We start from the raw sequence: 21,517 nt of genomic DNA, 5'->3' as shown, positions 1-21,517 counted from the left end.
CACCCGCGTGCCTCAGGCCACCCGCGCGCCTCAGGTCAGCGGCTTCGCGAAGCAGCGGCTGTTCTCGTAGTCGCGGTAGTGGCCGAACTTGGGGCAGGGGGTGTAGCCCGACGAGGTGTAGAGGGCTATCGCCTCCGGCTGGGCCGTGCCCGTCTCCAGGACCATGCGCGTGCGGCCGGCCGCGCGGGCGTCGGCCTCCAGGGCGGCGAGGATGCGGCGGGCCAGGCCCAGGCCGCGGGCCTCGGGGACCACGTACATGCGCTTCAGCTCGGCGTCGCCGTCCTCGTACCCCTCGTCGTTCTTGTCCTGGGTGCGCCAGCCTCCCGTGGCGACCGGGCGGTCCTCGGAGTCGTAGGCGAGGAGGTAGAGGCCGTGCGGCGGGGTGAACATTCCGGCGTCCAGGGGTGTGACATCGCCCTCGCCGCCGTAGCGTGCGGCGTACTCCAGCTGCACGGCGTCGTCGAGTTTCACGGCGTCGGGGTGGTCATGAGGCCTGGGCTGGATGTTCATGCGGAGTATCGTACATGTATGCAGCGCATGGGTGTCGGTATTCTCCCGGGATGCTCACTGTCACCAGCGTGAATGTCAACGGGATTCGTGCCGCCGCCAAGAAGGGTTTCGTCGAGTGGCTGGCCGGGACCTCCGCCGACGTCGTCTGTCTCCAGGAGGTGCGCGCCGAGGAGGCCCAGATGCCCGTCGAGGTGCGGGCGCCCGAGGGCTGGTTCACCGCCCACGCGCCCGCCGCCGCCAAGGGCCGCGCCGGAGTCTCCCTCTACACGCGCCGCGAGCCCGACGCCGTGCGCGTCGGCTTCGGGTCGAGTGAGTTCGCCGACAGCGGGCGGTACATCGAGGCCGACCTGCCCGGTGTCACCGTCGCCAGCCTCTACCTGCCCTCCGGCGAGGTCGGCACCGAGCGCCAGGACGAGAAGATGCGGTTCCTCGGCGAGTTCCTGCCGTACCTGAAGGAGCTCAGGGGCCGCGCCGCCGCCGACGGGCGCGAGGTCGTCGTCTGCGGCGACTGGAACATCGCCCACCAGGAGGCCGACCTCAAGAACTGGAAGGCCAACAAGAAGAACGCCGGCTTCCTGCCCGAGGAGCGGGACTGGCTGGGGCGGGTCTTCGGGGAGGGGGACGGGGGCTACGTGGACGTCGTACGGGCCCTCCACCCGGAGCAGGAAGGGCCCTACACCTGGTGGTCCTACCGCGGCCGCGCCTTCGACAACGACAGCGGCTGGAGGATCGACTACCAGGTCGCCACCCCCGGCCTCGCCGGCAAGGCCGTGAAGGCCTACGTCGAGCGGGCCGCCACCCACGACGAGCGGTGGAGCGACCACGCCCCCGTGACCGCCGTCTACGAGCTGTAGGCCCCGGCGGGGCGCGGCCTTCCCGGGCCGGCCCGCCGGTCAGGCCCCTTCGGGGCGCAGGCGCCGGTCGAGGGCCATCGACAGTTCGGCCTCGACGACGCTCTTCGCGAGCGGGCGCAGCCGCGACAGGTCGTCCTCGGCGGCGTGTGCGCGCAGCAGGTCGGTGAAGAGCTCGGCGAGGGCGTCGGCGTGTTCGCGGACGCGGGCGCCCGCCTTGAGGACCTCGGCGAGCGGGACGCCTTCCCGGACGAGCGCGGCGGAGACGTCGAGCAGCCGGCGGCTGATGTGGATGATCTCCTCGCCGTCGGTGACGAGGTAGCCGAGGTCGAGGGCGGCCGCGAGGTTCTCGGGGGTGACCTCGCCGGCGAAGTGGTCGGCGAGTTCCCCGGGGGTGAGGCGGACGGGCTCCTCCTCGGTGGGGGAGCCGAGGGCGAGGACCTCGCGGACGTTCCGGCCGCTCTCGAAGGCCGTGGTGAGGTCGGCGATGCCGTTGAGGGTGTGGCCGCGCTCCAGGAGGGCGGCGATGGTGCGCAGCCGGGCGAGGTGGTGTTCGTCGTACCAGGCGATCCGGCCCTCGCGGCGGGGCGGCGGGATCAGTCCGCGCTCGCGGTAGAAGCGCAGGGTGCGCACGGTGATGCCGGCGGCCGTCGCCAGCTCGTCCATGCGGTACTCGCGTACGGCTTCGTGTGCGCCCGTGTCGGGTCCTGATCCTTCTGCCACACACGCCAGCCTATGTTGTACCGCCGGTAACTTTCCCTTGCCGTACCCCTACCGCTCGGTATGGAGCTGCTCTACAGTCCCGACTGTGCCAGTGATTGCTGGCGTGATCTGTCGGGCGCACGGGAGGCGGCATGGCGAAGCACGAGCACGTACGGGTGGCGGTGATCGGATCGGGATTCGGTGGCCTGGGGGCCGCCGTCCGGCTGCGCCGCGAGGGAATCACCGACTTCGTCGTCCTGGAGCGGGCCGACTCCGTGGGCGGGACATGGCGCGACAACAGCTACCCCGGCTGTGCCTGCGACGTGCCCTCGCACCTCTACTCCTTCTCCTTCGCGCCCAACCCCGACTGGCCGCGGACCTTCTCGGGACAGCGCCACATCCGCGCGTACCTGGAGCATGTCACGGACACCTTCGGGCTCCGTCCCCACCTGCGCCTCGACCACGAGGTGCTGCGGATGGCCTGGGACGCGGAGGCGCTGCGCTGGGAGATCGAGACGAGCCAGGGCTCCTTCAGCGCCGAGGTCGTCGTCTCCGCGACCGGACCGCTCTCCGACCCCAAGATCCCCGACATCCCGGGGCTCGCCGACTTCCCCGGCAAGGTCTTCCACTCCGCCCGCTGGGACCACGACTACGACCTCACCGGCAAGCGCGTCGCCATGATCGGCACCGGCGCCTCCGCCATCCAGATCGTGCCCGCGATCCAGCCCCTGGTCGGAAAGCTGACGCTGTTCCAGCGCACGCCCCCCTGGGTCATGCGCCGCATGGACCGCGCCATCACCGGCCCCGAGCGCTGGCTCCACCGCGCCGTGCCCGTCACCGGCACCCTGCGCCGCGGCCTGCTCTGGGGCATCCGCGAACTCCAGGTCGGCGCCTTCACCAAGCACCCGAACGAGCTCGGGCTCATCGAGAAGCTCGCCAAGGCCAACATCGCCAAGGCGATCAAGGACCCGGCGCTGCGCGCCAAGCTGACGCCCTCGTACCGCATCGGCTGCAAGCGGATCCTGCTCTCCAGCACGTACTACCCGGCGGTCGCCCAGCCCAACGTCGACGTCGTCGCCTCCGGCCTGCGCGAGGTCCGCGGCTCGACGGTGGTCGCCGCGGACGGCACCGAGACCGAGGTCGACGCCATCGTCTTCGGCACCGGCTTCCACGTCACCGACATGCCGATCGCCGAGCGGGTCGTCGGCGCGGAGGGGCAGACGCTCGCCGAGGCCTGGAAGGGCGGCATGGAGGCGCTGCGCGGCGCCACCGCCGCCGGCTTCCCCAACTTCATGACGGTCATCGGCCCCAACACCGGCCTCGGGAACTCCTCGATGATCCTGATGATCGAGTCCCAGCTGAACTACATGGCCGACTACCTGCGCCAGATCGACATGCTCGGCGGGCGCACCGCGCTCGCCGTCCGCCCCTCCGCCGTCGGCGCCTGGAACCGCAAGGTGCAGACGCGGATGGAGCGGACCGTCTGGAAGGCGGGCGGCTGCGAGAGCTGGTATCTCGACGCCAACGGCCGCAACACCACCCTGTGGCCGGGGACGACGGGCGAGTTCCGCAAGGAGACCCGGCGGGTCGACCTCTCCGAGTACGAGGTGCTGCGGGCGCCCAAGTCCGGCCCGGCGGAGAAGACCCGCCCCGCCCGCAAGAAGGAGGCGGCCCAGTGAGCCGGCACCTGACCTCCCTCCCCGCCTCCCGGGAGCTGACCGCCGTCTCCGCCGACGGCTCCCGGATCCACGTCGAGGTGTACGGCCCCGAGGGCGCCCCCGTCGTCGTCCTCGCCCACGGCTGGACCTGCTCCGTATCCTTCTGGGCCGAGCAGATACGGGCGCTCGCCGCCGACCACCGGGTCATCGCCTACGACCAGCGCGGCCACGGCCGCTCCCCGGCCCCCGCCGGGCCCTCCGGCTACTCGGTCCGGGCGCTCGCCGACGACCTCGAAGCCGTCCTCGCGGCCACCCTCGCCCCCGGCGAGAAGGCCGTCCTGGCCGGGCACTCCATGGGCGGCATGACCGTCATGGCGGCGGCCTCCCGCCCCGGCTTCCGGGAGCACGCGGCGGCCGTACTGCTCTGCTCCACCGGGCCCTCCCGGCTGACCGCCGAGGCCACCGTCGTACCGCTGCGTCCCGGCGACCGGCGCACCCGGCTGACCCGCGGCGTCCTCGGCGCGAAGGCCCCCCTCGGGCCGGTCACGCCCGTGTCGAAGAAGATCCTCAAGTACGCGACGATGGGACCGGGGTCGGCCCCCGAACGGGTCGACGCCTGCGCCAGGATCGTGCACGCCTGCCCGCGCGGGGCCCGCGTCGGCTGGTCCCGCGTCCTGTCCGAGCTCGACCTCGAAGCGGACGTACGGGAGCTGGACCTGCCGGTCGCCGTCCTCGTCGGCACCGCCGACCGGCTCACGCCGCCCGTCCACTCACGGGCCATGGCCGAGGCGCTCCCGCGCTGCGTGGGGCTCCTCGAAATCACGGGCGCCGGCCACATGACACCGGTGGAGGCCCCCGAGGCCGTCACCGCGCGGATCCGCGAACTGAGCGACACCTACCTGGGCGCGTCCCGGGAAGCGAAGGAGAAGGCATGAGCCGGGTGAGTCTGGAAGGACAGGTCGCGGTCGTCACCGGAGGGGCCCGCGGCGTCGGCGAACTCCTCGCCCGCAAGCTCTCCGCGCGCGGCGCGAGGATCGCGCTCGTCGGCCTGGAACCCGAGCAGCTCAAGGAGGTCGCCGGGCGGCTGCACACCGAGGCCGACTGGTGGCACGCCGACGTCACCGACCACGAGGCCATGGCGAAGGTCGCGGCCGAGGTCAAGGAGCGCTTCGGGAAGGTCGACATCGTCGTCGCCAACGCCGGGGTCGCGGCCGGCGGGCCGTTCGTCGAGTCCGACCCCGACGCCTGGCGGCGGGTCATCGAGGTCAACCTCATCGGCGGCGCCGTGACCGGCCGGGCGTTCCTGCCCGTCCTCATGGAGTCCCGGGGGTACTTCCTCCAGATCGCCTCGCTCGCGGCGCTCACCCCGGCCCCGATGATGACGGCGTACTGCGCCTCCAAGTCGGGCGTCGAGGCCTTCGCGCACAGCCTGCGCGCCGAGGTCGCCTACAAGGGCGTGAGGGTCGGCGTCGGCTATCTGTCCTGGACCGACACCGACATGGTGCGGGGCGCCGACCAGGACGACGTGATGCGCGAGCTCCGCTCCCGGCTGCCGTGGCCCGCGAACCGCACGTACCCCCTCGGCCCGGCCGTCGACCGGATCGTCGCGGGCATCGAGCGGCGCTCCTCCCATGTGTACGCACAGTGGTGGCTGCGCGGGATGCAGTCGGTCCGGGGCTATCTGCCCGGGATGATCGCGACGGTCGGGCAGCGCGAGATGCGGCGCTTCGAGCCGCGCCTCGGCTCCGTCTCCAAGGGGCTCGTGGGCGCGGGCGGCGCGGCCGACGAGCAGGCGCGGGCGGGGGGACGCCACCCGTCGCTGACGGGGAGCCCCGTGGCGGGGGTGACGGAGAGTCGCTGATCGAAATGCGTGTGATGTGTGCCCGTGCGAGGCTGGTCGAGCCCGATGGGGCACGACGCCCCGTCCCCCCCCTCACACCCTTCTAGGAGTGAATCTTCATGGGCATGAAGGACCAGTTCAGCGACAAGGCGAACGAGCTCAAGGAGCGGGCCAAGCAGGCCGCGGGCAAGGCGAAGGACGAGGCGTCCGAGCGCGCCTCCCAGGGCCGCGAACGCGCCTCCCAGGGCCGTGAACGCTCCGAGGAAGAGACGCGTCGGGACCAGCAGCAGGCCCAGGACCGTTTCGACCAGGACTACGACGCCTGACGTCCCTCCGCGAGACGTTCGGCTGAGGAAGGCGCACCCGGGACGCCGGGTGCGCCTTCGCGTGTTCAAGGTTCCGGCGGGCGGGAGACACGGGGCAGCACCGAGAACGTCCGGTCGAGGAGGACGCTCTCGGCGCGGTCCTGGAGGCGGCGCGCGAGCGGCTTGAGGTCGGCGGTCCTGGCCGACGGGAGCGACATCGCGAGGGCCGCGGCGGAGGAGCCGACCGTGATCGGGACGGCGGCGCAGACGGTGCCGAGGGTGTACTCCTCGTACTCGAGGAGGGGTAGCCCCCGCCGCTGGGAGGCGAGGCGGCGCTCGACGGCGGTGCGGCCCGCCACGGTGTGCCGGGTGAGGGGGGTCGCGGGGTTCCGGTCGAGGTGGTCGGCGCGCTCCTCGTCGCCGAGCTGGGCGAGGAGCGTCTGGCCCGCGGCGTGCGCGTGACCGGTGAGGCCGAACTCGGCCCACTCGGTGACGGGCGGCCGGTCGGGGTTCCGGGAGACGGCCGTGACCCGTATCTCGCCCTCGCGGTAGATGACGAAGTAGACGGCGGCGTCGAGCTCCAGACTGAGGGCGTCCGTCCACTCCTGGGTGGGGAGTCCGTCGGGCGCGGCGGACTGCGGGAGGGCGAGTCCGGCGGGCTCCGCGAGGGCGTATCCGTGGCGGTCCTTGCTCACCAGCCCCTCGTGGCGGAGGGTCCGCAGCAGGTGGTACGCGGTGGGCAGCGGCAGGTCCGTGTCGCGCGCGAGCTGCTTGGCGCTCGCGCTGCCACCCCGGTGGTTCAGGGCGCGCAGCAGGTGGACGGCGCGCTGGACGGACTGGATGAGGGTCTGGCCGTTCGGTGGGCGATCGGGCATGCGGGTTCCTGTTCTGCATCTTCTGCATCCTGGACGGCGTGCCCCGCCCGGCGGGCTTCCGCCGAATCCGGCCCCGAGCCGCAGGATATTAGGGCGCCCTTTCCCGGGGCGACCGCATACCGTGCCCCCATGCCTGAACTGCAGCGACTGCGCCCCGACCACGCGCCCGCCCTGCTCGCGTTCGAACGCGAGAACAGGGCCTACTTCGCGGCCTCGGTACCCGACCGGGGAGACGCGTACTTCGAGGAGTTCGAGGACCGGCACCGGGCCCTCCTCGACGAGCAGGAGACAGGGGCGATCCACTTCCACGTCCTGGTGGGCAAGGGCGGGGAGATACTCGGCCGCTTCAACCTCGTGGACGCGATCGACGGGGCCGCCGAGCTCGGCTACCGGGTCGCCGAGCGGGCGACCGGGCGGGGCGTGGCGACGGCCGGGGTGCGGGAGGTGTGCCGGCTGGCGCGGGAGGCGTACGGGCTGACCAGGCTGACCGCCGCCACGACCCTCGACAACGAGGGGTCGAGGGCCGTGCTCGGGCGGGTCGGTTTCGGCGCGGTCGGGAGCGTGACGCTGGACGGGAAGCCGGGCACCTCGTACGAACTGGACCTCGGCGCGGCCCACACGTAGGGCCGGTGACCGCGGGGCGTCGGGCCCGCGGCGCGCCCCGTGCGGAGGTGCGTCTTCTCCGTGTCGGGCCGCGGCGGTTACGTGTCGGGCCGCGGCGGCTACGTGTCGGACCTCGGCGGCAGTTTCGGGCGGGAGCGGTCGGGGACGGCCTCGTAGCCCGGGGGGCTGGCCGGCGGGGTCTCCGCGAGGAGCGAGAGGGCGACGTGCACGGCGTCGTCGAGCTGGGCGTGCCGGCCCTCGGCCCAGTCGAGGGGCGTGCGCAGGACCGCGAGGTCGGGTTCGACTCCGTGGTTCTCCAGGGACCAGCCGTACTCCGGGAACCAGGCCGCGTTCATCGGGACCGTGATCTGGGTGCCGTCGCCGAGGCGGTGGCGGCCCGTCATGCCGACGACGCCGCCCCAGGTGCGCTGGCCGACGACGGGGCCGAGGCCGAGGAGCTTGAACGCGGCGGTGATCATGTCGCCGTCGGAGGAGGTGGCCTCGTCGGCGAGGGCGACCACGGGGCCGCGCGGGGCGTTCGAGGCGTACGAGACGGGCTGGGCGTTCCGGGTCAGGTCCCAGCCGAGGATCCTGCGGGTGAGCTTCTCTATGACGAGCTCGCTGATGTTGCCGCCGGCGTTGCCTCGGACGTCGACGATGAGGGCCGGCCGGGAGACCTCCATGCGCAGGTCGCGGTTGAACTGCGCCCAGCCGGAGCCGCCCATGTCGGGGATGTGGAGGTAGCCGCAGCGGCCGCCGCTGAGCTCCCGGACGACGGCCCGGCGCTTGGCGACCCAGTCCTGGTAGCGCAGCGGCCGTTCGTCGACGAGCGGGACGACGGCGACGCGCCGGGAGCGGCCCTCGCCCTCGGCGGGGGTGAAGGTCAGCTCGACGGTGGTGCCACCGGTGCCGGAGAGCAGCGGGTACGGGCCGGTGACCGGGTCGACGGGCCGGCCGTCGACATGGGTGAGGACGGCGCCCTCGCGGATGCCGGTGCCGGCGAGCGGCGAGCGGGCCTTGGAGTCGGAGGACTCGCCGGGCAGGATCCGCTTCACCGTCCAGCCGGCCTCCCGGGGCACGAGGTTGGCGCCGAGCAGGCCCATGGGCCGCTGGTAGTGCGGGGGGCCTTCGTTGCGCCGGGCGGGGGTGACGTACGCGTGGGAGGTGCCCAGCTCGCCGACGACCTCGCGGAGCAGGTCGGCGAACTCGTCGGGGGAGGAGACCCGTTCGACGAGCGGCCGGTACTGGTCGAGGACCGCCGACCAGTCGACGCCGCCCATGCCGGGCTCCCAGAAGTAGGCGCGGACGATCCGGCCGGCCTCGTCGAAGGCCTGGCGCCATTCCGCGCCCGGGTCGACCTCGTGGAGGATGCGCCGCAGGTCCAGGTAGACGGTGGAGTCGCCGTCGCCGGTCTCGGTGGCGGGCACGGCCCGCAGCTCGCCCTCGTCGGCGAGGACGAGCCGGGTGCCGTCGCCGCTGACCGCGAACCAGTCGAGGTCCTTGGCGAGTTCGGTCTTGCGGGCCTTGGTGATGCTGAAGTGTTCGAGCGAGGGGCGGCCCGAGGTGTCGGCCGGGTTGGCGAAGGTCTCGCCGAGCGCGCCCGAGATGGGCCAGCGCAGCCAGACGAGTCCGCCGCCGCTGACGGGGCGCAGCGCGGAGTACTTGGAGGCGGCGACCGGGATGGGGGTGACCCGGTCGGGGAGCCCCTCGATCTCGACGGTGACCGTGCCGTCGCCGGTGTCCGTGTCGTCGTCCGCGGGGTCGAGCCCGCCGGCCGCCGGGCGCCCGTCGGGCAGCAGCGCGAACGGGGAGGGCGTGGCGGAGGAGAGCGGTACGAGGTAGGGGCGGCAGCCGAGCGGGAACGACAGGTCGCCGGTGTGGACGTCGTACACCGGGTCGAAGCCGCGCCAGGAGAGGAACGCGAGGTAGCGGCCGTCACGGGTGAAGACGGGGTTCTCGTCCTCGAAGCGCCCGTTGGTGACGTCGACGACGGTCCGGGCGCCGGGGCCGGAGATGCGGGCCATCTTGATGGAGCGCAGGGAGCGGCCGATGCCGGGGTGGGACCAGGTGAGCCAGTCGCCGTCGGGGGAGAAGGCCAGGTCGGTGACGGGTCCGTTGACGGACCGGATCAGCTCGGTCACCTCGCCTCCTCCAGAGCCTTCGGCCTGGGAGGTACCCCCGGAATCCTCGGTGGTGTCGAGGAGGAGGAGCCGCCCGTCGTGGGAGGCGATCGCGAGCCGTTCGCCGTCCGGGTCGGAGATGAGCTCCTCGACCCGCCCCAGGCCGCCCGAGGCGAGGCGGCGCGGCGGCCGGTCGCCGCTGGCGCGCGGCAGGTAGGCGACCTCGACGGCGTCCTCGCCCTCGGCGTCGGTGACGTACGCGACCTGCCCGCCGCTGCCGAGCATCTCGGGCAGCCGGACGCGGACGCCCGGCGAGTCGATGATCGTGCGGGCCGGGCCGTCGCGGTGCGTGAGCCAGTACAGGCTGCCGCGTACGGAGACGGCGCTGGCCCGGCCGGTCTCGTCGACGGAGACCGCGTCGACGTGGTGGGCGGCGGGCACCTGGTAGCGGCGGCGGCCGACGCGCTGCCCGCCGAGCCGGACCTCCAGCTTCCGGGGGCGGGAGTCGGGGGTGAGCGCGTCGACGATCCACAGCTCGCCCGCGCACTGGTAGACGACCCGGCGCCCGTCGGTGGAGGCGTGCCGGGCGTAGAAGGCGTCGTGGTCGGTGTGGCGGCGCAGGTCGGTGCCGTCGGGCAGGCAGGAGTAGAGGTTGCCCACGCCCTCGTGGTCGGAGAGGAAGGCGATCCGGCCGCCGACGGCCATCGCGCAGTCCAGGTGGCCTCCGATGTCGGGCAGCAGCCGCTCGCCGTGCAGCCAGAGGCGCCCGGTGGCGCCGCCGAGGTACCGCTTCCAGGCGGCCGGCTCGTGCGGCGGCTTCCCGGTGAGGAGCAGGGTTCGGCGCTCCCCGCCGTGGCCGGTGAGGACGCTGCCACCGGTGATGCCGGTGTCGTCGGTGACGGTGATGTCCGAGACCGGGCCCCAGGGCATGCGCATGCCGGGGGAGCCGTCGGTGGGGACGGTGTAGGCCCAGGAGAAGTACGAGAAGGGCTGGCCGTGCGAGGAGACGGCGAGGATGTCGGAGCGGCCGTCCCGGTCGGGATCGGGCGGCGTCCAGCCGCAGACCCGGGTGTCGGTGGAGCCCCAGTAGGTGAGGCGCCGGGCGGAGCCGCCGTCGACGGGGACGAGATGGATCTCCGGGTCGAGGCTGCGCCAGTTCGTGTACGCGATGTGGCGGCCGTCCGGCGAGAAGCGCGGGTGGCCGACCCGGGTGCGGTCGACGGTCAGCCGCCAGGCCCGGCCGGGGCTGCGGCCCTCGGGGACGAGGGGGGCGATCCAGAGATCGTCCTCGGCCGCGAAGCACAGCAGGTCGTCGTGGAGGTGCGGAAACCGGAGATACGCGACGTCGTCACTCACCTGTACATGCTTTCCGCGCGGAGGGGGTGCGGCAACTCGTACGTGTGTACCGATGGGGGGCGAGTGTGGGCCAGGACACGTACGAAACGGTTTCGTTTCGCTGGAGCGGTGGGTATCTTCGAACTGTACGAAACCGTTTCGTTCGCATCGCACGCGTACCGTCGGATCGGAGGAGCCGTTCATGGCTCGCAGCAGACTCACTCCCGAGCGGGAGTCCGAGCTGTACACGGCCGTGCTCGACCTTCTCCGTGAGGTCGGCTACGACGCCCTCACCATGGACGCCGTCGCCGCCCGCACCCACTCCAGCAAGGCCACCCTCTACCGCCAGTGGGGGAGCAAGCCCGAGCTGGTCGCCCGCGCTCTGCGGCACAACAAGCCCGCCGAACTCTCCGAGATCGACACCGGCTCGCTGCGCGGCGACTTCCAGGAGCTGGTGAGGCGGACCGACGACTGTCAGATGGAGAAGGACTCCGCGCTGATGCGGGGCCTGGCCCATGCCGTCCACACCAACCCCGAACTGCACCGGGCGCTGCGCGAGCTGCTCATCGAACCCGAGATGAACGGCCTCGACGAAGTGCTGCGCCGAGCGGTCCGCAGGGGAGAGGTCGCCGCCGACAACCCGGCGCTGAAGCTCCTTCCCCACATGCTGATCGGTGCGTTCATCGCCCGGCCGCTGATCGACGATCAGCCGGTCGACCGCGCCTTCCTCACCGCCTACGTCGACGCCGTCGTGCTCCCCTCACTCGGCGTCTGACGCTCTCCACCCCGTACCAACCGACCGCGCACCGCTCACGCCGTCGGGCCGGCTCCCCATGTCCTGTCCCGCCCCACACTGGGAGTACGCCCCCGTGGCCACGTTCCTCTACAAACTGGGCCGTTCCGCCTTCCGGCGCCGACGGCTCGTCGCCCTCCTCTGGGTGGCGCTCCTGGCGGTCGCCGGTGTCGGCGCCGCCACCGCGCCCGCCCCCACCTCCGGATCCTTCTCGATCCCCGGCACCGAGGCCCAGCGCGCCTTCGACCTGCTCGAAGAGCGCTTCCCCGGCGCGGGCGCCGACGGGGCCACGGCCCGCGTCGTCTTCAAGGCCCCCGAGGGCCAGAAGGTGACCGACACGGCGCACAAGGCCGTCGTCGACGAGACCGTCGCCGCGCTGAAGTCCGGCTCGGACCAGATCGTCTCGGTCGCCGACCCGTACACCGCGCACGCCGTCTCGCAGGACGGCTCCACGGCCTACGTCTCCGTCGCCTACAAGGTCAACGCGATGGAGCTGACCGACGAGACCCGCGAGGCGCTCACCCAGGCCGGCCACAACGCGCAGGGCAAGGGGCTGACCGTCGAGGTCGGCGGTGACGCCCTCCAGACGATGCCGGAGCAGGGCGCGAGCGAGGCCATCGGCATCGTCCTCGCCGGCGTCGTGCTCGTCCTCACCTTCGGCTCGCTCGTCGCGGCCGGCCTCCCGCTGCTCACCGCGATCATCGGCGTCGGCATCGGCGTCTCGTCGATCACGGCGCTCGCGAACGTCCTGGACCTCGGCACCACCACCTCGACCCTCGCGTCGATGATCGGCCTCGCCGTCGGCATCGACTACGCCCTCTTCATCGTCTCCCGCTACCGGTCGGAGCTGGCCGACGGGCGCGAGAGGGAGGACGCGGCGGGCCGCGCGGTCGGCACGGCGGGCTCGGCGGTCGTCTTCGCCGGACTCACCGTCGTCATCGCCCTCGTCGGCCTGGCCGTCGTCAACATCCCGATGCTGACGAAGATGGGCTGGGCCGCCGCCGCCACGGTCGTCATCGCCGTACTGATCGCCCTCACCCTGATCCCGGCGATGCTGGGCTTCGCGGGGGACAAGGTCGTCGGCCGCAAGCGGCGCAAGGGCACCGCGAAGGTCAGCGACAAGCCCAACGGCGGCACCCGCTGGGCCCGGTTCGTCATCCGCCGCCCCCTGATGGTGCTGCTCGTCGGCGTCATCGGCCTCGGCGCGATCGCCGTGCCCGCCGCCTCCCTGGAGCTGGGCCTGCCGGACGACGGCGTCAAGCCGACCTCCACCAGCGAGCGCCGGGCGTACGACACGCTGTCGGACGGCTTCGGCGCCGGCTTCAACGGCCCGCTGCTCGTCGTCGTCGACGGCGACAAGGCCACCGCGGACAAGACGGTCTCCACGATCAAGGGCCTCCAAGGCTGGGCGGCGGTCACCCCGGCGACCCCGAACAAGGCCGGCGACGCGGCGATGATCACGGTGGTCCCGAAGGACCGCCCGTCCTCGCTCGCCACCGAGGACCTGGTCCACGACATCCGGGACGCCACCGGCGACGAGGTCCTCGTCACCGGCGCCACCGCGATGAACATCGACTTCTCGCAGAAGATGAACGACGCGCTCATGCCTTATCTGGCACTCGTCGTCGGACTCGCCTTCCTGCTCCTGACGGTGGTCTTCCGGTCGATCCTCGTCCCGCTCAAGGCGGCCCTCGGCTTCCTGCTCTCGGTCGTCGCGGCCCTCGGCGCGGTCGTCGCGGTCTTCCAGTGGGGCTGGCTCGGCAGCCTCTTCGGGGTCGAGCAGACCGGCCCGATCATGTCGATGATGCCGATCTTCATGGTGGGTGTCGTCTTCGGTCTCGCGATGGACTACGAGGTCTTCCTCGTGACCCGCATGCGGGAGGCGTACGTCCACGGGGAGCGGCCCGGCGAGGCGATCGTGACCGGCTTCCGGCACAGCGCCCGGGTGGTCGTCGCCGCGGCGGTCATCATGATCGCGGTCTTCTCCGGCTTCATCGGCATGGACGACCAGATGATCAAGATGATCGGCTTCGGTCTCGCCGTCGCGGTCCTCTTCGACGCCTTCGTGGTCCGTATGGCGATCGTGCCGGCCGTGCTCGCGCTCCTCGGCCGCAAGGCCTGGTGGCTGCCGAAGTGGCTGGACAAGGTCCTGCCGAACGTGGACGTGGAGGGCGAGGGTCTCGCCGCGTCGACGGGCAAGGGCGCGTCCGCGAAGCCGGACCTCGTCAAGGCCTGACAACCGGCTCCACCCGTTACGCCGTCAGTGTGTCGTCAGCGACGTACTGGCGGCGTACGTGTGCCGGAGGAACCGGAGCAGGGCGGCGGTGTCGAACTGGACGACCTCGACCCCGTCGTCCTTGTGGAACTCGACGACCGTCTGCACCCGGCCGCAGGGCCACACCTCGATGTCGCCGCGGCGGGTCGGGGTGCGCAGGCCCGTTTCGAGCAGCGCGCGCGGGAAGGACCACTCGACGTCGCCGGGGAAGACGAAGCGGACGGTCGCGGGGGAGCGGTCGGCGTCGTAGCGAAGGGTCACGGGGACGGGCCGGGAGAGCGGGGCGTCGCTGATGATCCGCCCCTTGGCATGGTCGTCGACTGCGTGCTCGTCTACGGCGGCCATCGCGCACTCCTTTGTTTTGTCCTGCTATGAGCCAATGTGTCACTTCTTCCCGCCCCGTGCGCGGGCCATGCGCCGCCTACCCTGTGACGTGTGACCCATGCGCTCTTGCAAGTAGTTCGCAAGAAGGCTCATCATTCGGGACGTGCATGTACCTGATGGATTCATCAACGCCCCCGTATCGGCGGCGGCCGGTGTCGTCGCCGCCGGCGCCGTGGCGATCAGCCTGCGCGGGGCCCGCCGTGAACTTGGGGGCACCTCCCGTGCCGGAGGCTACGGGGGAGAACGGACGGCGCCGCTGGCCGGGCTCGTCGCGGCCTTCGTCTTCGCCGTGCAGATGCTGAACTTCCCGGTCGCCGCCGGGACCAGCGGACACCTGCTCGGCGGCGCGCTCGCCGCGATACTCGTCGGCCCGTGGACCGGCGTCCTGTGCATCGCGGTCGTCCTGCTGATGCAGGGCATCCTCTTCGCCGACGGCGGCCTCACCGCCCTCGGCGTGAACATCACGGTCATGGGCGTCGTCACGGTCGTCGTCGCGTACGCGCTCTTCCGCGGCCTCGTCCTCGTCCTGCCGCGCACCCGCCGCTCGGTGACCGTGGCCTCCTTCGTCGCCGCGCTCGTCTCCGTACCGGCCGCGGCCGCCGCCTTCACCCTGATCTACGCGATCGGCGGCACGACCGACGTACCGCTCCCCAAGGTCCTGACGGCCATGGTCGGCGTGCACGTCCTCATCGGCGTCGGCGAGGCCGTCATCACGATGCTGACCGTCGGCGCGGTCATCGCCGTCCGCCCCGACCTCGTCCACGGCGCGCGCGGCCTGACCGCCCCGCTCAAGCTCCGCGTCGACGGCGAGCTGGTCGACGCGGCGGCCCCGGCCCCCGTCGCCGCCGCGGGCTCCCCGAGGAAGCTGTGGATCGGTGGCGTCGTCACCGCGCTCGTCCTCGCCGGCTTCGTCTCCTTCTACGCCTCCGCCAGCCCCGACGGCCTGGAGAAGGTCGCCGCCGACCAGGGCATCGACGCCAAGGCCGAGGAGCACGCCGCCGCCGGCTCGCCGCTCGCCGACTACGGCGTCAAGGACGTCGACGACGCCCGCCTCTCCGGCGGCCTGGCCGGCGCCATCGGCGTGGGCGCGACCCTCGCCGTCGGCACGGGCGCCTTCTGGTTGGTGCGCCGCCGGCGTACGAACCAGGAAGCCGCGGCGGTCTGACGTGGGAGCCGGGCACGCCCACAGGCTCTACCGGCACGCGCACTCGCCGGTGCACGCGCTGCCCCCGCACACCAAGCTCGCGGCCGTCCTCGGCTTCGTCGTGGTCGTCGTCTCGACACCCCGCGAGGCCGTCTGGGCCTTCGCCCTCTACGCCCTGCTCCTCGCGGTCGTGGCGGCGAAGGCCCGGATCCCGGCCGGCTTCCTGCTGAAGCGGCTGCTCATCGAGGTGCCGTTCGTCGCGTTCGCGCTGCTCATGCCCTTCGTGGTGCCCGGCGAGCGGACCACCGTCCTCGGGGTGTCCCTCAGCGTCCCCGGCCTGTGGGGCGCCTGGAACGTCCTCGCCAAGGGCACCCTCGGCGTCGCCGCGTCCGTGCTCCTCGCCTCCACCACCGAGCTGCGCGCCCTGCTCCTCGGCCTCCAGCGGCTGAGGCTGCCCCCGCTGCTCGTCCAGATCGCCTCGTTCATGATCCGGTACGGCGACGTCATCACCGACGAGATGCGCCGCATGTCCGTCGCCCGCCGCTCGCGCGGCTTCGAGGCGCGGGGCGTCCGCCACTGGGGCGTCCTCGCCAAGTCCGCCGGCGCGCTCTTCATCCGCTCGTACGAGCGCGGGGAACGCGTCCACCTCGCCATGATCAGCCGCGGCTACACCGGCACCATGCCGGTCATCGACGAGGTGACCGCCACCCGCGCCCAGTGGACGTACGCCGCCGCGCTGCCGCTCACCGCACTCCTGATCTGCCTCCTGGGACGGACCCTGTGACGACTCCCCCCTCGCTCGAGGTCCGTGGCCTCGCGTACGCCTACCCCGACGGCCACCAGGCCCTCTTCGGCGTGGACCTGACCGTCGGGCGCGGCGAGCGGGTCGCGATCCTCGGCCCCAACGGCGCCGGCAAGACGACCCTCGTCCTTCACCTCAACGGCATCCACACCGGCGGCGCGGGCACGGTCACCGTCGCCGGGCTCCCGGTCGGCAAGAAGCACCTCGCGGAGATCCGGCGCAAGGTCGGGATCGTCTTCCAGGACCCCGACGACCAGCTCTTCATGCCGACCGTCCGCGAGGACGTGGCCTTCGGCCCGGCGGCCGCGGGCCTCCGGGGCGCCGAGCTCGAGGCCGTCGTGCGGAAGGCCCTCGAACGGGTCGGCATGGCGGAGTTCGCGGACCGGCCGCCGCACCACCTCTCCTTCGGGCAGCGCCGCCGGGTCGCCGTGGCCACCGTCCTCGCGATGGAGCCGGAGATCCTCGTCCTCGACGAACCGTCGTCCAACCTGGACCCGGCCTCGCGCCGCGAGCTCGCCGACGTCCTCCGCTCCCTCGACGTCACCGTCCTCATGGTCACCCACGACCTGCCGTACGCCCTGGAGCTCTGCCCGCGCGCGGTGATCCTCAGCGAGGGCGTCATCGCCGCCGACGGGCGGACCGGCGACATCCTCGCCGACGAGGAGCTGATGGCCCGCCACCGCCTGGAGCTGCCGTTCGGCTTCGTGCCGAGCTCGGTCGCCTGACCCGCCTGCCCCGCCCCGGAATCCGCCTTTCATGGGCGGCGTTGCACCATGGAGGGTCGGAGCAACGAGTGAGGGAGTGGGGACGTGGACGTCCAGGGCACGGTGGCGGCGGGCTGGGAGCCGGTCAGGGACGCGTTCCTGCGCAACTTCGAGCAGCGCGGCGAGCGCGGGGCGGCCGTCGCCGTCCACCGCGACGGCCAGAAGGTCGTCGACCTGTGGGCGGGCACGCGTGACGTGGACGGTACGGCTCCGTGGGCCTCGGACACCGCCCAGGTCGTCCGCTCGGCCACCAAGGGCGTCGCCGCCGCCGTACCCCTGCTCCTGCACCAGCGCGGCCTGCTCGACCTGGACGCCCCCGTCGCCACGTACTGGCCGGAGTTCAAGGCGGCGGGCAAGGACCGGGTGACCGTGCGGCAGCTCCTCGCGCACCGGGCGGGCCTGCCCGTCCTGGACCGGCCGCTCACCCTCGCCGAGGCGATCGACCTGCCGACCGCGACCGGCGCGATCGCCGCCCAGGCCCCCGTCTGGGAGCCCGGCACCGCCCACGGCTACCACGCCCACACCTTCAGCTGGCTGCTCTCCGGCCTCGTCCACCGCGTCACCGGCCGCACCATCGGCCGCTGGGTCGCCGAGGAGATCACCGGCCCCCTCGGCCTCGACCTGTGGATCGGGCTCCCCGAGGCGGAGGCCCACCGGGTCGGCCGCCTCGGCCCCGTCGAGGAGATCGACCCGCCCGGCGGCGGCGCCCTCAAGCTCCGCCCCAAGCGCTCCGTGAGCGAGGCCTACCGGGACCCCGACTCCCTCACCCGGCGCGCCTTCGGGGTCATCGAGCCCAAGCCCGACGAGAACGACCCCGTCTACCGGGCCGCCGAACTGCCCGGCTCCGCGGGCGTCGCCACCGCCCGCGCGCTCGCCCGCTTCTACGCGGCGACCCTCGGTCCCGTCGACGGCGCCGAGCGCCTCTTCGCCCCGGCGACGCTCACCCTGGCCCGTACGGAGGAGTCGGCGGGACCGGACAAGGTGCTGCTCGTCGGCACCCGCTTCGGCCTCGGCCACATGCTGCACGGACCGGCCTCCCCGCTCCTCGGCCCGTCCTCCTTCGGCCACCCCGGCCGCGGCGGCTCCCTCGGCTTCGCCGACCCCGAGTCCGGGATCGCCTTCGGGTACGTCACCAACGGCATGCGGAAGACGGTCACGGCCGACCCGCGCGCCCAGGCCCTGGTGCGGGCGGTGCGGTCGGTCGTGGACCTGACATTCTGATCCGTCGCCCGGGGGGTGCGGGGGCGCGTGGCCAGTACCTTGTGCGGGCTCACTGACCAGTGGGCGGGCCCATTGACCAGTGGGCAGGCACGGGGGTGCAGGTGAGCGAGATTCCGTCGCGACGACCGTTCGACGGCATGAAGAACAGCGTGACGAACAGCGTGACGAACAGCGTCACGCACGACATCAGGCGCGACGTCACGCACGAGGACACGGACAGCGTCAGGCACGAGGTCGCGCACAGCGTCAGACACGGCGTCACGCGGGACGTCACGCACAGCGTCCCGCACGCCGGGACACGCTGCGTCTCGCTGCGGATCGCGAGCAGCCGGCTCTGGGAGATCCACGGCAGCATCGCGCTGCTCTCGGCGCACCAGGGCCTCGTGCCGTGGCCGTACGCGAACTGGGCGAAGGCCGCCCGCCGTTCGCTGAGCCGCTCCGAGGTGACCATCCCGGGCTGGCTCGTCCACCTCTTACGTACCGGAGCGAGGACCCTGCCGTCGTTCCTCCTCACCGTCCCGGCCACGGACGGACCGGACCTGGCCGAGGAGCTCGCGCCCCTCGCGTCGGTCTCCCCGGCCCGGGCCCGCGCGGAGCTCGACCAGCGCTTCCCGCACGGCGTGCCCGCCGAGGTGCGCCCGCTGTACGCGGACCCGGCGGCCCGCGTCGCCGAACTCCGCGCCTTCCTTCCCCGGTACTGGCACGCCGCCCTGGCCCCGTACGCGGCGGCCCTGCGGGCGGCGACGGAGGAGGACGTCGTGCGCCGCGCCCGCACGCTGGCCACGCGCGGCCCGGAGGCGCTCCTGGACACGGTGGGCGGGATCGCGGTGCCCGGCGGGGTCGCCGTGCCCGGCGTGATGGCCGTGTCCGGCGTCTCCCGACTCGTCCTCGTACCCCTGCTGTTCGGCCGCGGAACGCCCTTCTTCACCTCGGCCCCCGACGGCTCCGCGGCCGCCCTGTCCTACCCGGTCGAAGGGGCCGCCGTCCTCGTCGGGGAGGCGACGCCCGAGCGGCGCGCCGACGAGCCCGCGCGCGGCGACCGGCTGGAGATCCTGATCGGCCGCAGCCGGGCCGCCGTCGTCCGGGCCCTCGTGGCGCCCACGACGACCTCGGACCTCGCGACGGCCCTCGGCCTCGCCCCGAGCACGGTCTCCCAGCACCTGACGGCGCTGGTGGCCGCGGGCGTGGCACGGCGGCGCAGGGCGGGCGTGCGCGTGCTGTACGAACTGGACCGGCCGGGTCTGGTCCTGCTCCGGCACGTGGACCATGGGCGTGGGACGCCGCCGGCCCGCTGACCGGCGCCAGTAGGGTCATCTCGGGATCAACTCGCCGTACACGTACATCGTTTGCAACAGGAGAGAACGCATGTCCCAGGAAACGTACGAGAAGCTGGTCGCCCTGCTCGACGAGCGCGGCGCCGCCTACCGCGTGGTGGAGCACGCACCCGAGGGCGCCACCGAGGCCGTCAGCGCCCTGCGGGGGCACGAGCTCGCCCAGGCGGCCAAGTGCATCATCGCGATGGTCAAGATCGGCAAGAAGGAGAAGCGGTTCGCGCTGGTCGTCGTCCCCGGCGACAGGCGGATCGACCTCGCGGCGGTGAAGGCGCTGTACGGCGGCACCTACGTCTCCTTCGCCTCCCCGGAGATCGCCGAGGAGCTCGCGGGCTCGGAGAGCGGCACGATCCTGCCGTTCGCCTTCGACGAGCGCCTGGAGCTGCTCGTCGACCCGGACCTCCTGACGCACGAGGAGTTCTACTTCAACGCCGCGCGGCTCGACCGCTCGATCGCCCTCGCGAGCGAGGACTACAGGGCGATCGCGGAGCCGCGCGTGGAGCGGGTGTCCAGCAGCTGACGGGCGCCGTCACGCCATGGCGGGCGTCAGCGCGAGCGCCATCCCCAGACCGACGAGCACGGTCCCGATGACCTTGTTGAGCACGGTCTGGCGCTGCAACAGCCGGGACCGCAGGCTCTGGTTGGAGAAGAGGAGCGCGGCGAGCGCGAACCAGACCAGGTGGGCGAACGACATGAAGAGGCCGTAGCCGACCTGCTGGAAGACGGGGGTGTCGGCGCTGACGACCTGCGTGTACGTGCTCAGCACGAACAGCATCGTCTTGGGGTTGAGCGCGTTCGTCAGGAAGCCGGTGCGCAGCGCGCTCGCCTTCGAGAGGCCGCCGCCGCCCGACAGGTCGATGTCCACCTCCGTCTTGGTGACGAACGTCTTGTACCCGATGTACACGAGATAGGCGGCGCCGATCAGTTTCATCGCCGTGAAAAGCATCGGGGTCCGGGAAACCAGAAGCCCCACGCCCAGCATCGTGTAAGTGACGTGGACGAGAACGCCCAGGGCAATTCCGACGGCGGCGAGAACGCCGGCCGTCCGCCCGTACAAATAGCTGTTGCGGACGGTCATCGCGAAATCCGCGCCGGGGCTGATGACAGCCAGAATGGTGATGACCGCCACGGCGATGAGCTGACCCATGTACCCGTCTTCCCGTCTTCTCACTCAAGGGGTGCGCGGGCAGGGGGCCGGCGGCGCGCCTTCGCGGACGCCGGCCCCCCGCCCGCGTCTGACATCAGGGCTTGTGACGGTAGGTCACGACCAGCACGTCGCGCGAGGCCGGGGCGGCGGAATCGATCTGCTCGATGGGCGAGACGCCGTGGAAGACCCGCTCGTCGTTGACGAGCGCCAGGTCGAGGGGGTCGGTCAGGGCGAACTTCTCCACCGGCTCCTTGTCCAGGTTGAAGACGGTGCTCTCGCCGCCGGTGGCGTTGGAGCGGCCGATCATCGCCATCAGGACGAAGGTGACGCCGTCGCGGTGGACGCCCTCGGGCGTGGGCAGGCCGACCTCTTCGCCGTCGACCTCGATGCGGAACTGGTGGGCCTCGATGTGCCACGCGGAGTACGGGGCGAGCCGGCCGAAGATGTCGCAGCCCAGGGTCACCAGGCTGTCCATCGTGGCGCCGCGCAGGGTCGCGTCCTCGAACGGCTCGTAGTGCCGGGCGACGCCGCCGTTGAGGTTGTTGTAGTCGAGCCCCTGGTAGTGCGGCTGGTGGGCCTCGACGCGGTAGTCGGCGCTCGACCGGGGCGCGCTCAGCGTGGCGTGCCGGCGGCGGCGGTAGCGCCCGCCGTCCGCCATGTAGCTGTCGAGCGGCATCCGGCCCCAGCTGTCACGGAAGGGCTCCAGGTCGTCGAGCGCGCTTCCGGATCGCTGGAGGAGAAGCTGCCTGACCTTCTCGCCGGAGCGGAGGTCAAAGCTCCGGGAAGAAAGGGATTCGCATATTTCCTCTACTCCGGATTCGTACGTCGAAGACATTGTTCCCCCTGTGTCTACGTGG

Annotated in this window: 21 protein-coding genes; 14 read left to right on the top strand and 7 right to left on the bottom strand. The window is 72.5% G+C overall.

The genetic code is table 11. The features are described from left to right. Positions 1–30: 30 nt before the first annotated feature. Positions 31–510 (bottom strand): GNAT family N-acetyltransferase, encoded by a 480-nt coding sequence (locus ACWFR1_RS24720; protein WP_453554615.1) that lies wholly within the window; start codon positions 508–510, stop codon positions 31–33. Between the two features lie 50 nt (positions 511–560). Here ACWFR1_RS24720 and ACWFR1_RS24715 point away from each other — a divergent pair, with 50 nt between their 5' ends. Then, positions 561–1,364 (top strand): exodeoxyribonuclease III, encoded by an 804-nt coding sequence (locus tag ACWFR1_RS24715; RefSeq protein WP_453554613.1) that lies wholly within the window; start codon positions 561–563, stop codon positions 1,362–1,364. A 39-nt stretch (positions 1,365–1,403) separates the two neighbouring features. On the opposite strand, the gene ACWFR1_RS24710 is transcribed toward ACWFR1_RS24715, so the two are convergent. Beyond that, a complete protein-coding gene (locus ACWFR1_RS24710) occupies positions 1,404–2,027 on the bottom strand; it encodes a MerR family transcriptional regulator (protein WP_453554627.1) in 624 nt (207 codons plus the stop codon). A gap of 188 nt (positions 2,028–2,215) precedes the next feature. On the opposite strand from ACWFR1_RS24710, the gene ACWFR1_RS24705 reads away from it, so the two are divergent. From ACWFR1_RS24705 to ACWFR1_RS24690, 4 genes are all read left to right on the top strand, one after another. After that, entirely contained in the window at positions 2,216–3,742 is a 1,527-nt protein-coding gene (locus ACWFR1_RS24705) for a flavin-containing monooxygenase (RefSeq protein WP_453554611.1), read from the top strand. A gap of 8 nt (positions 3,743–3,750) precedes the next feature. Continuing rightward, complete coding sequence (locus ACWFR1_RS24700; protein WP_453554625.1) at positions 3,751–4,656, top strand: alpha/beta fold hydrolase; 906 nt, start codon at positions 3,751–3,753, stop codon at positions 4,654–4,656. Then, positions 4,653–5,582: an SDR family oxidoreductase gene (locus ACWFR1_RS24695; RefSeq protein WP_453554609.1), complete on the top strand. Its 930-nt coding sequence runs from the start codon at positions 4,653–4,655 to the stop codon at positions 5,580–5,582. The genes ACWFR1_RS24700 and ACWFR1_RS24695 overlap by 4 nt, the downstream gene beginning before the upstream one ends. A gap of 98 nt (positions 5,583–5,680) precedes the next feature. After that, a complete protein-coding gene (locus ACWFR1_RS24690) occupies positions 5,681–5,887 on the top strand; it encodes a hypothetical protein (RefSeq protein WP_453554607.1) in 207 nt (68 codons plus the stop codon). A gap of 65 nt (positions 5,888–5,952) precedes the next feature. On the opposite strand, the gene ACWFR1_RS24685 is transcribed toward ACWFR1_RS24690, so the two are convergent. Further along, entirely contained in the window at positions 5,953–6,741 is a 789-nt protein-coding gene (locus ACWFR1_RS24685; RefSeq protein WP_453554605.1) for an IclR family transcriptional regulator, read from the bottom strand. 129 nt (positions 6,742–6,870) lie between these two features. Here ACWFR1_RS24685 and ACWFR1_RS24680 point away from each other — a divergent pair, with 129 nt between their 5' ends. Continuing rightward, complete coding sequence (locus ACWFR1_RS24680) at positions 6,871–7,365, top strand: GNAT family N-acetyltransferase (RefSeq protein ID WP_453554603.1); 495 nt, start codon at positions 6,871–6,873, stop codon at positions 7,363–7,365. 98 nt (positions 7,366–7,463) lie between these two features. Here the strand turns inward: ACWFR1_RS24680 and ACWFR1_RS24675 are convergent, their stop codons facing one another. Further along, entirely contained in the window at positions 7,464–10,820 is a 3,357-nt protein-coding gene (locus ACWFR1_RS24675) for a S41 family peptidase (RefSeq protein ID WP_453554601.1), read from the bottom strand. 181 nt (positions 10,821–11,001) lie between these two features. Here ACWFR1_RS24675 and ACWFR1_RS24670 point away from each other — a divergent pair, with 181 nt between their 5' ends. Continuing rightward, positions 11,002–11,574 carry a TetR/AcrR family transcriptional regulator gene (locus ACWFR1_RS24670; RefSeq protein ID WP_453554599.1) on the top strand — a complete coding sequence of 191 codons (573 nt, stop codon included), beginning with the start codon at positions 11,002–11,004 and terminating at the stop codon, positions 11,572–11,574. A gap of 94 nt (positions 11,575–11,668) precedes the next feature. Next, complete coding sequence (locus ACWFR1_RS24665) at positions 11,669–13,828, top strand: MMPL family transporter (protein WP_453554598.1); 2,160 nt, start codon at positions 11,669–11,671, stop codon at positions 13,826–13,828. 24 nt (positions 13,829–13,852) lie between these two features. On the opposite strand, the gene ACWFR1_RS24660 is transcribed toward ACWFR1_RS24665, so the two are convergent. Then, a complete protein-coding gene (locus ACWFR1_RS24660; RefSeq protein WP_453554596.1) occupies positions 13,853–14,212 on the bottom strand; it encodes an SsgA family sporulation/cell division regulator in 360 nt (119 codons plus the stop codon). 142 nt (positions 14,213–14,354) lie between these two features. Here ACWFR1_RS24660 and ACWFR1_RS24655 point away from each other — a divergent pair, with 142 nt between their 5' ends. The 6 genes from ACWFR1_RS24655 to ACWFR1_RS24630 all read left to right on the top strand — a co-directional run bounded on the left by ACWFR1_RS24655 (position 14,355) and on the right by ACWFR1_RS24630 (position 20,033). Continuing rightward, positions 14,355–15,416 (top strand): energy-coupling factor ABC transporter permease, encoded by a 1,062-nt coding sequence (locus ACWFR1_RS24655; protein WP_453554594.1) that lies wholly within the window; start codon positions 14,355–14,357, stop codon positions 15,414–15,416. Between the two features lies 1 nt (position 15,417). Beyond that, positions 15,418–16,179: a cobalt ECF transporter T component CbiQ gene (gene cbiQ / locus ACWFR1_RS24650; protein WP_453554592.1), complete on the top strand. Its 762-nt coding sequence runs from the start codon at positions 15,418–15,420 to the stop codon at positions 16,177–16,179. Beyond that, positions 16,176–16,922, top strand: a complete 747-nt coding sequence (locus tag ACWFR1_RS24645) for an energy-coupling factor ABC transporter ATP-binding protein (RefSeq protein ID WP_453554590.1) — start codon at positions 16,176–16,178, stop codon at positions 16,920–16,922. Before cbiQ ends, ACWFR1_RS24645 begins: the two co-directional genes overlap by 4 nt. Positions 16,923–17,006: 84 nt before the next feature. Next, positions 17,007–18,182, top strand: coding sequence for a serine hydrolase domain-containing protein (locus ACWFR1_RS24640; RefSeq protein ID WP_453554588.1), 1,176 nt, complete (start codon positions 17,007–17,009; stop codon positions 18,180–18,182). A gap of 101 nt (positions 18,183–18,283) precedes the next feature. After that, positions 18,284–19,477, top strand: coding sequence for a helix-turn-helix domain-containing protein (locus ACWFR1_RS24635; RefSeq protein ID WP_453554586.1), 1,194 nt, complete (start codon positions 18,284–18,286; stop codon positions 19,475–19,477). A 70-nt stretch (positions 19,478–19,547) separates the two neighbouring features. Beyond that, positions 19,548–20,033 (top strand): YbaK/EbsC family protein, encoded by a 486-nt coding sequence (locus ACWFR1_RS24630; RefSeq protein WP_453554584.1) that lies wholly within the window; start codon positions 19,548–19,550, stop codon positions 20,031–20,033. 9 nt (positions 20,034–20,042) lie between these two features. On the opposite strand, the gene ACWFR1_RS24625 is transcribed toward ACWFR1_RS24630, so the two are convergent. After that, positions 20,043–20,660, bottom strand: a complete 618-nt coding sequence (locus ACWFR1_RS24625) for a LysE family translocator (RefSeq protein ID WP_453554582.1) — start codon at positions 20,658–20,660, stop codon at positions 20,043–20,045. Positions 20,661–20,754: 94 nt separating this feature from the next. Further along, the gene (locus ACWFR1_RS24620; protein ID WP_453554580.1) at positions 20,755–21,495 is read right to left on the bottom strand and encodes a 2OG-Fe dioxygenase family protein; all 741 of its coding nucleotides are present in this window, start codon (positions 21,493–21,495) and stop codon (positions 20,755–20,757) included. Between the last annotated feature and the right edge of the window lie 22 nt (positions 21,496–21,517).

This window comes from Streptomyces sp. NPDC055103 (assembly GCF_053607625.1).
Note: the sequence above shows the minus strand (reverse complement) of the source record. Positions and strands in the feature narration are given on the sequence as shown.

Bases quoted from the DNA above. Each gene is read 5' to 3' on its own strand.
- ACWFR1_RS24625 (WP_453554582.1), bottom strand. From the start codon at position 20,660: ATGGGTCAGCTCATCGCCGTGGCGGTCATCACCATTCTGGCTGTCATC.
- ACWFR1_RS24710 (WP_453554627.1), bottom strand. From the start codon at position 2,027: ATGGACGAGCTGGCGACGGCCGCCGGCATCACCGTGCGCACCCTGCGC.
- ACWFR1_RS24680 (WP_453554603.1), top strand. From the start codon at position 6,871: ATGCCTGAACTGCAGCGACTGCGCCCCGACCACGCGCCCGCCCTGCTC.
- ACWFR1_RS24630 (WP_453554584.1), top strand. From the start codon at position 19,548: ATGTCCCAGGAAACGTACGAGAAGCTGGTCGCCCTGCTCGACGAGCGC.
- ACWFR1_RS24715 (WP_453554613.1), top strand. From the start codon at position 561: ATGCTCACTGTCACCAGCGTGAATGTCAACGGGATTCGTGCCGCCGCC.
- ACWFR1_RS24685 (WP_453554605.1), bottom strand. From the start codon at position 6,741: ATGCCCGATCGCCCACCGAACGGCCAGACCCTCATCCAGTCCGTCCAG.
- ACWFR1_RS24690 (WP_453554607.1), top strand. From the start codon at position 5,681: ATGGGCATGAAGGACCAGTTCAGCGACAAGGCGAACGAGCTCAAGGAG.
- ACWFR1_RS24720 (WP_453554615.1), bottom strand. From the start codon at position 510: ATGAACATCCAGCCCAGGCCTCATGACCACCCCGACGCCGTGAAACTC.
- ACWFR1_RS24695 (WP_453554609.1), top strand. From the start codon at position 4,653: ATGAGCCGGGTGAGTCTGGAAGGACAGGTCGCGGTCGTCACCGGAGGG.
- ACWFR1_RS24620 (WP_453554580.1), bottom strand. From the start codon at position 21,495: ATGTCTTCGACGTACGAATCCGGAGTAGAGGAAATATGCGAATCCCTT.
- ACWFR1_RS24660 (WP_453554596.1), bottom strand. From the start codon at position 14,212: ATGGCCGCCGTAGACGAGCACGCAGTCGACGACCATGCCAAGGGGCGG.
- ACWFR1_RS24670 (WP_453554599.1), top strand. From the start codon at position 11,002: ATGGCTCGCAGCAGACTCACTCCCGAGCGGGAGTCCGAGCTGTACACG.
- ACWFR1_RS24705 (WP_453554611.1), top strand. From the start codon at position 2,216: ATGGCGAAGCACGAGCACGTACGGGTGGCGGTGATCGGATCGGGATTC.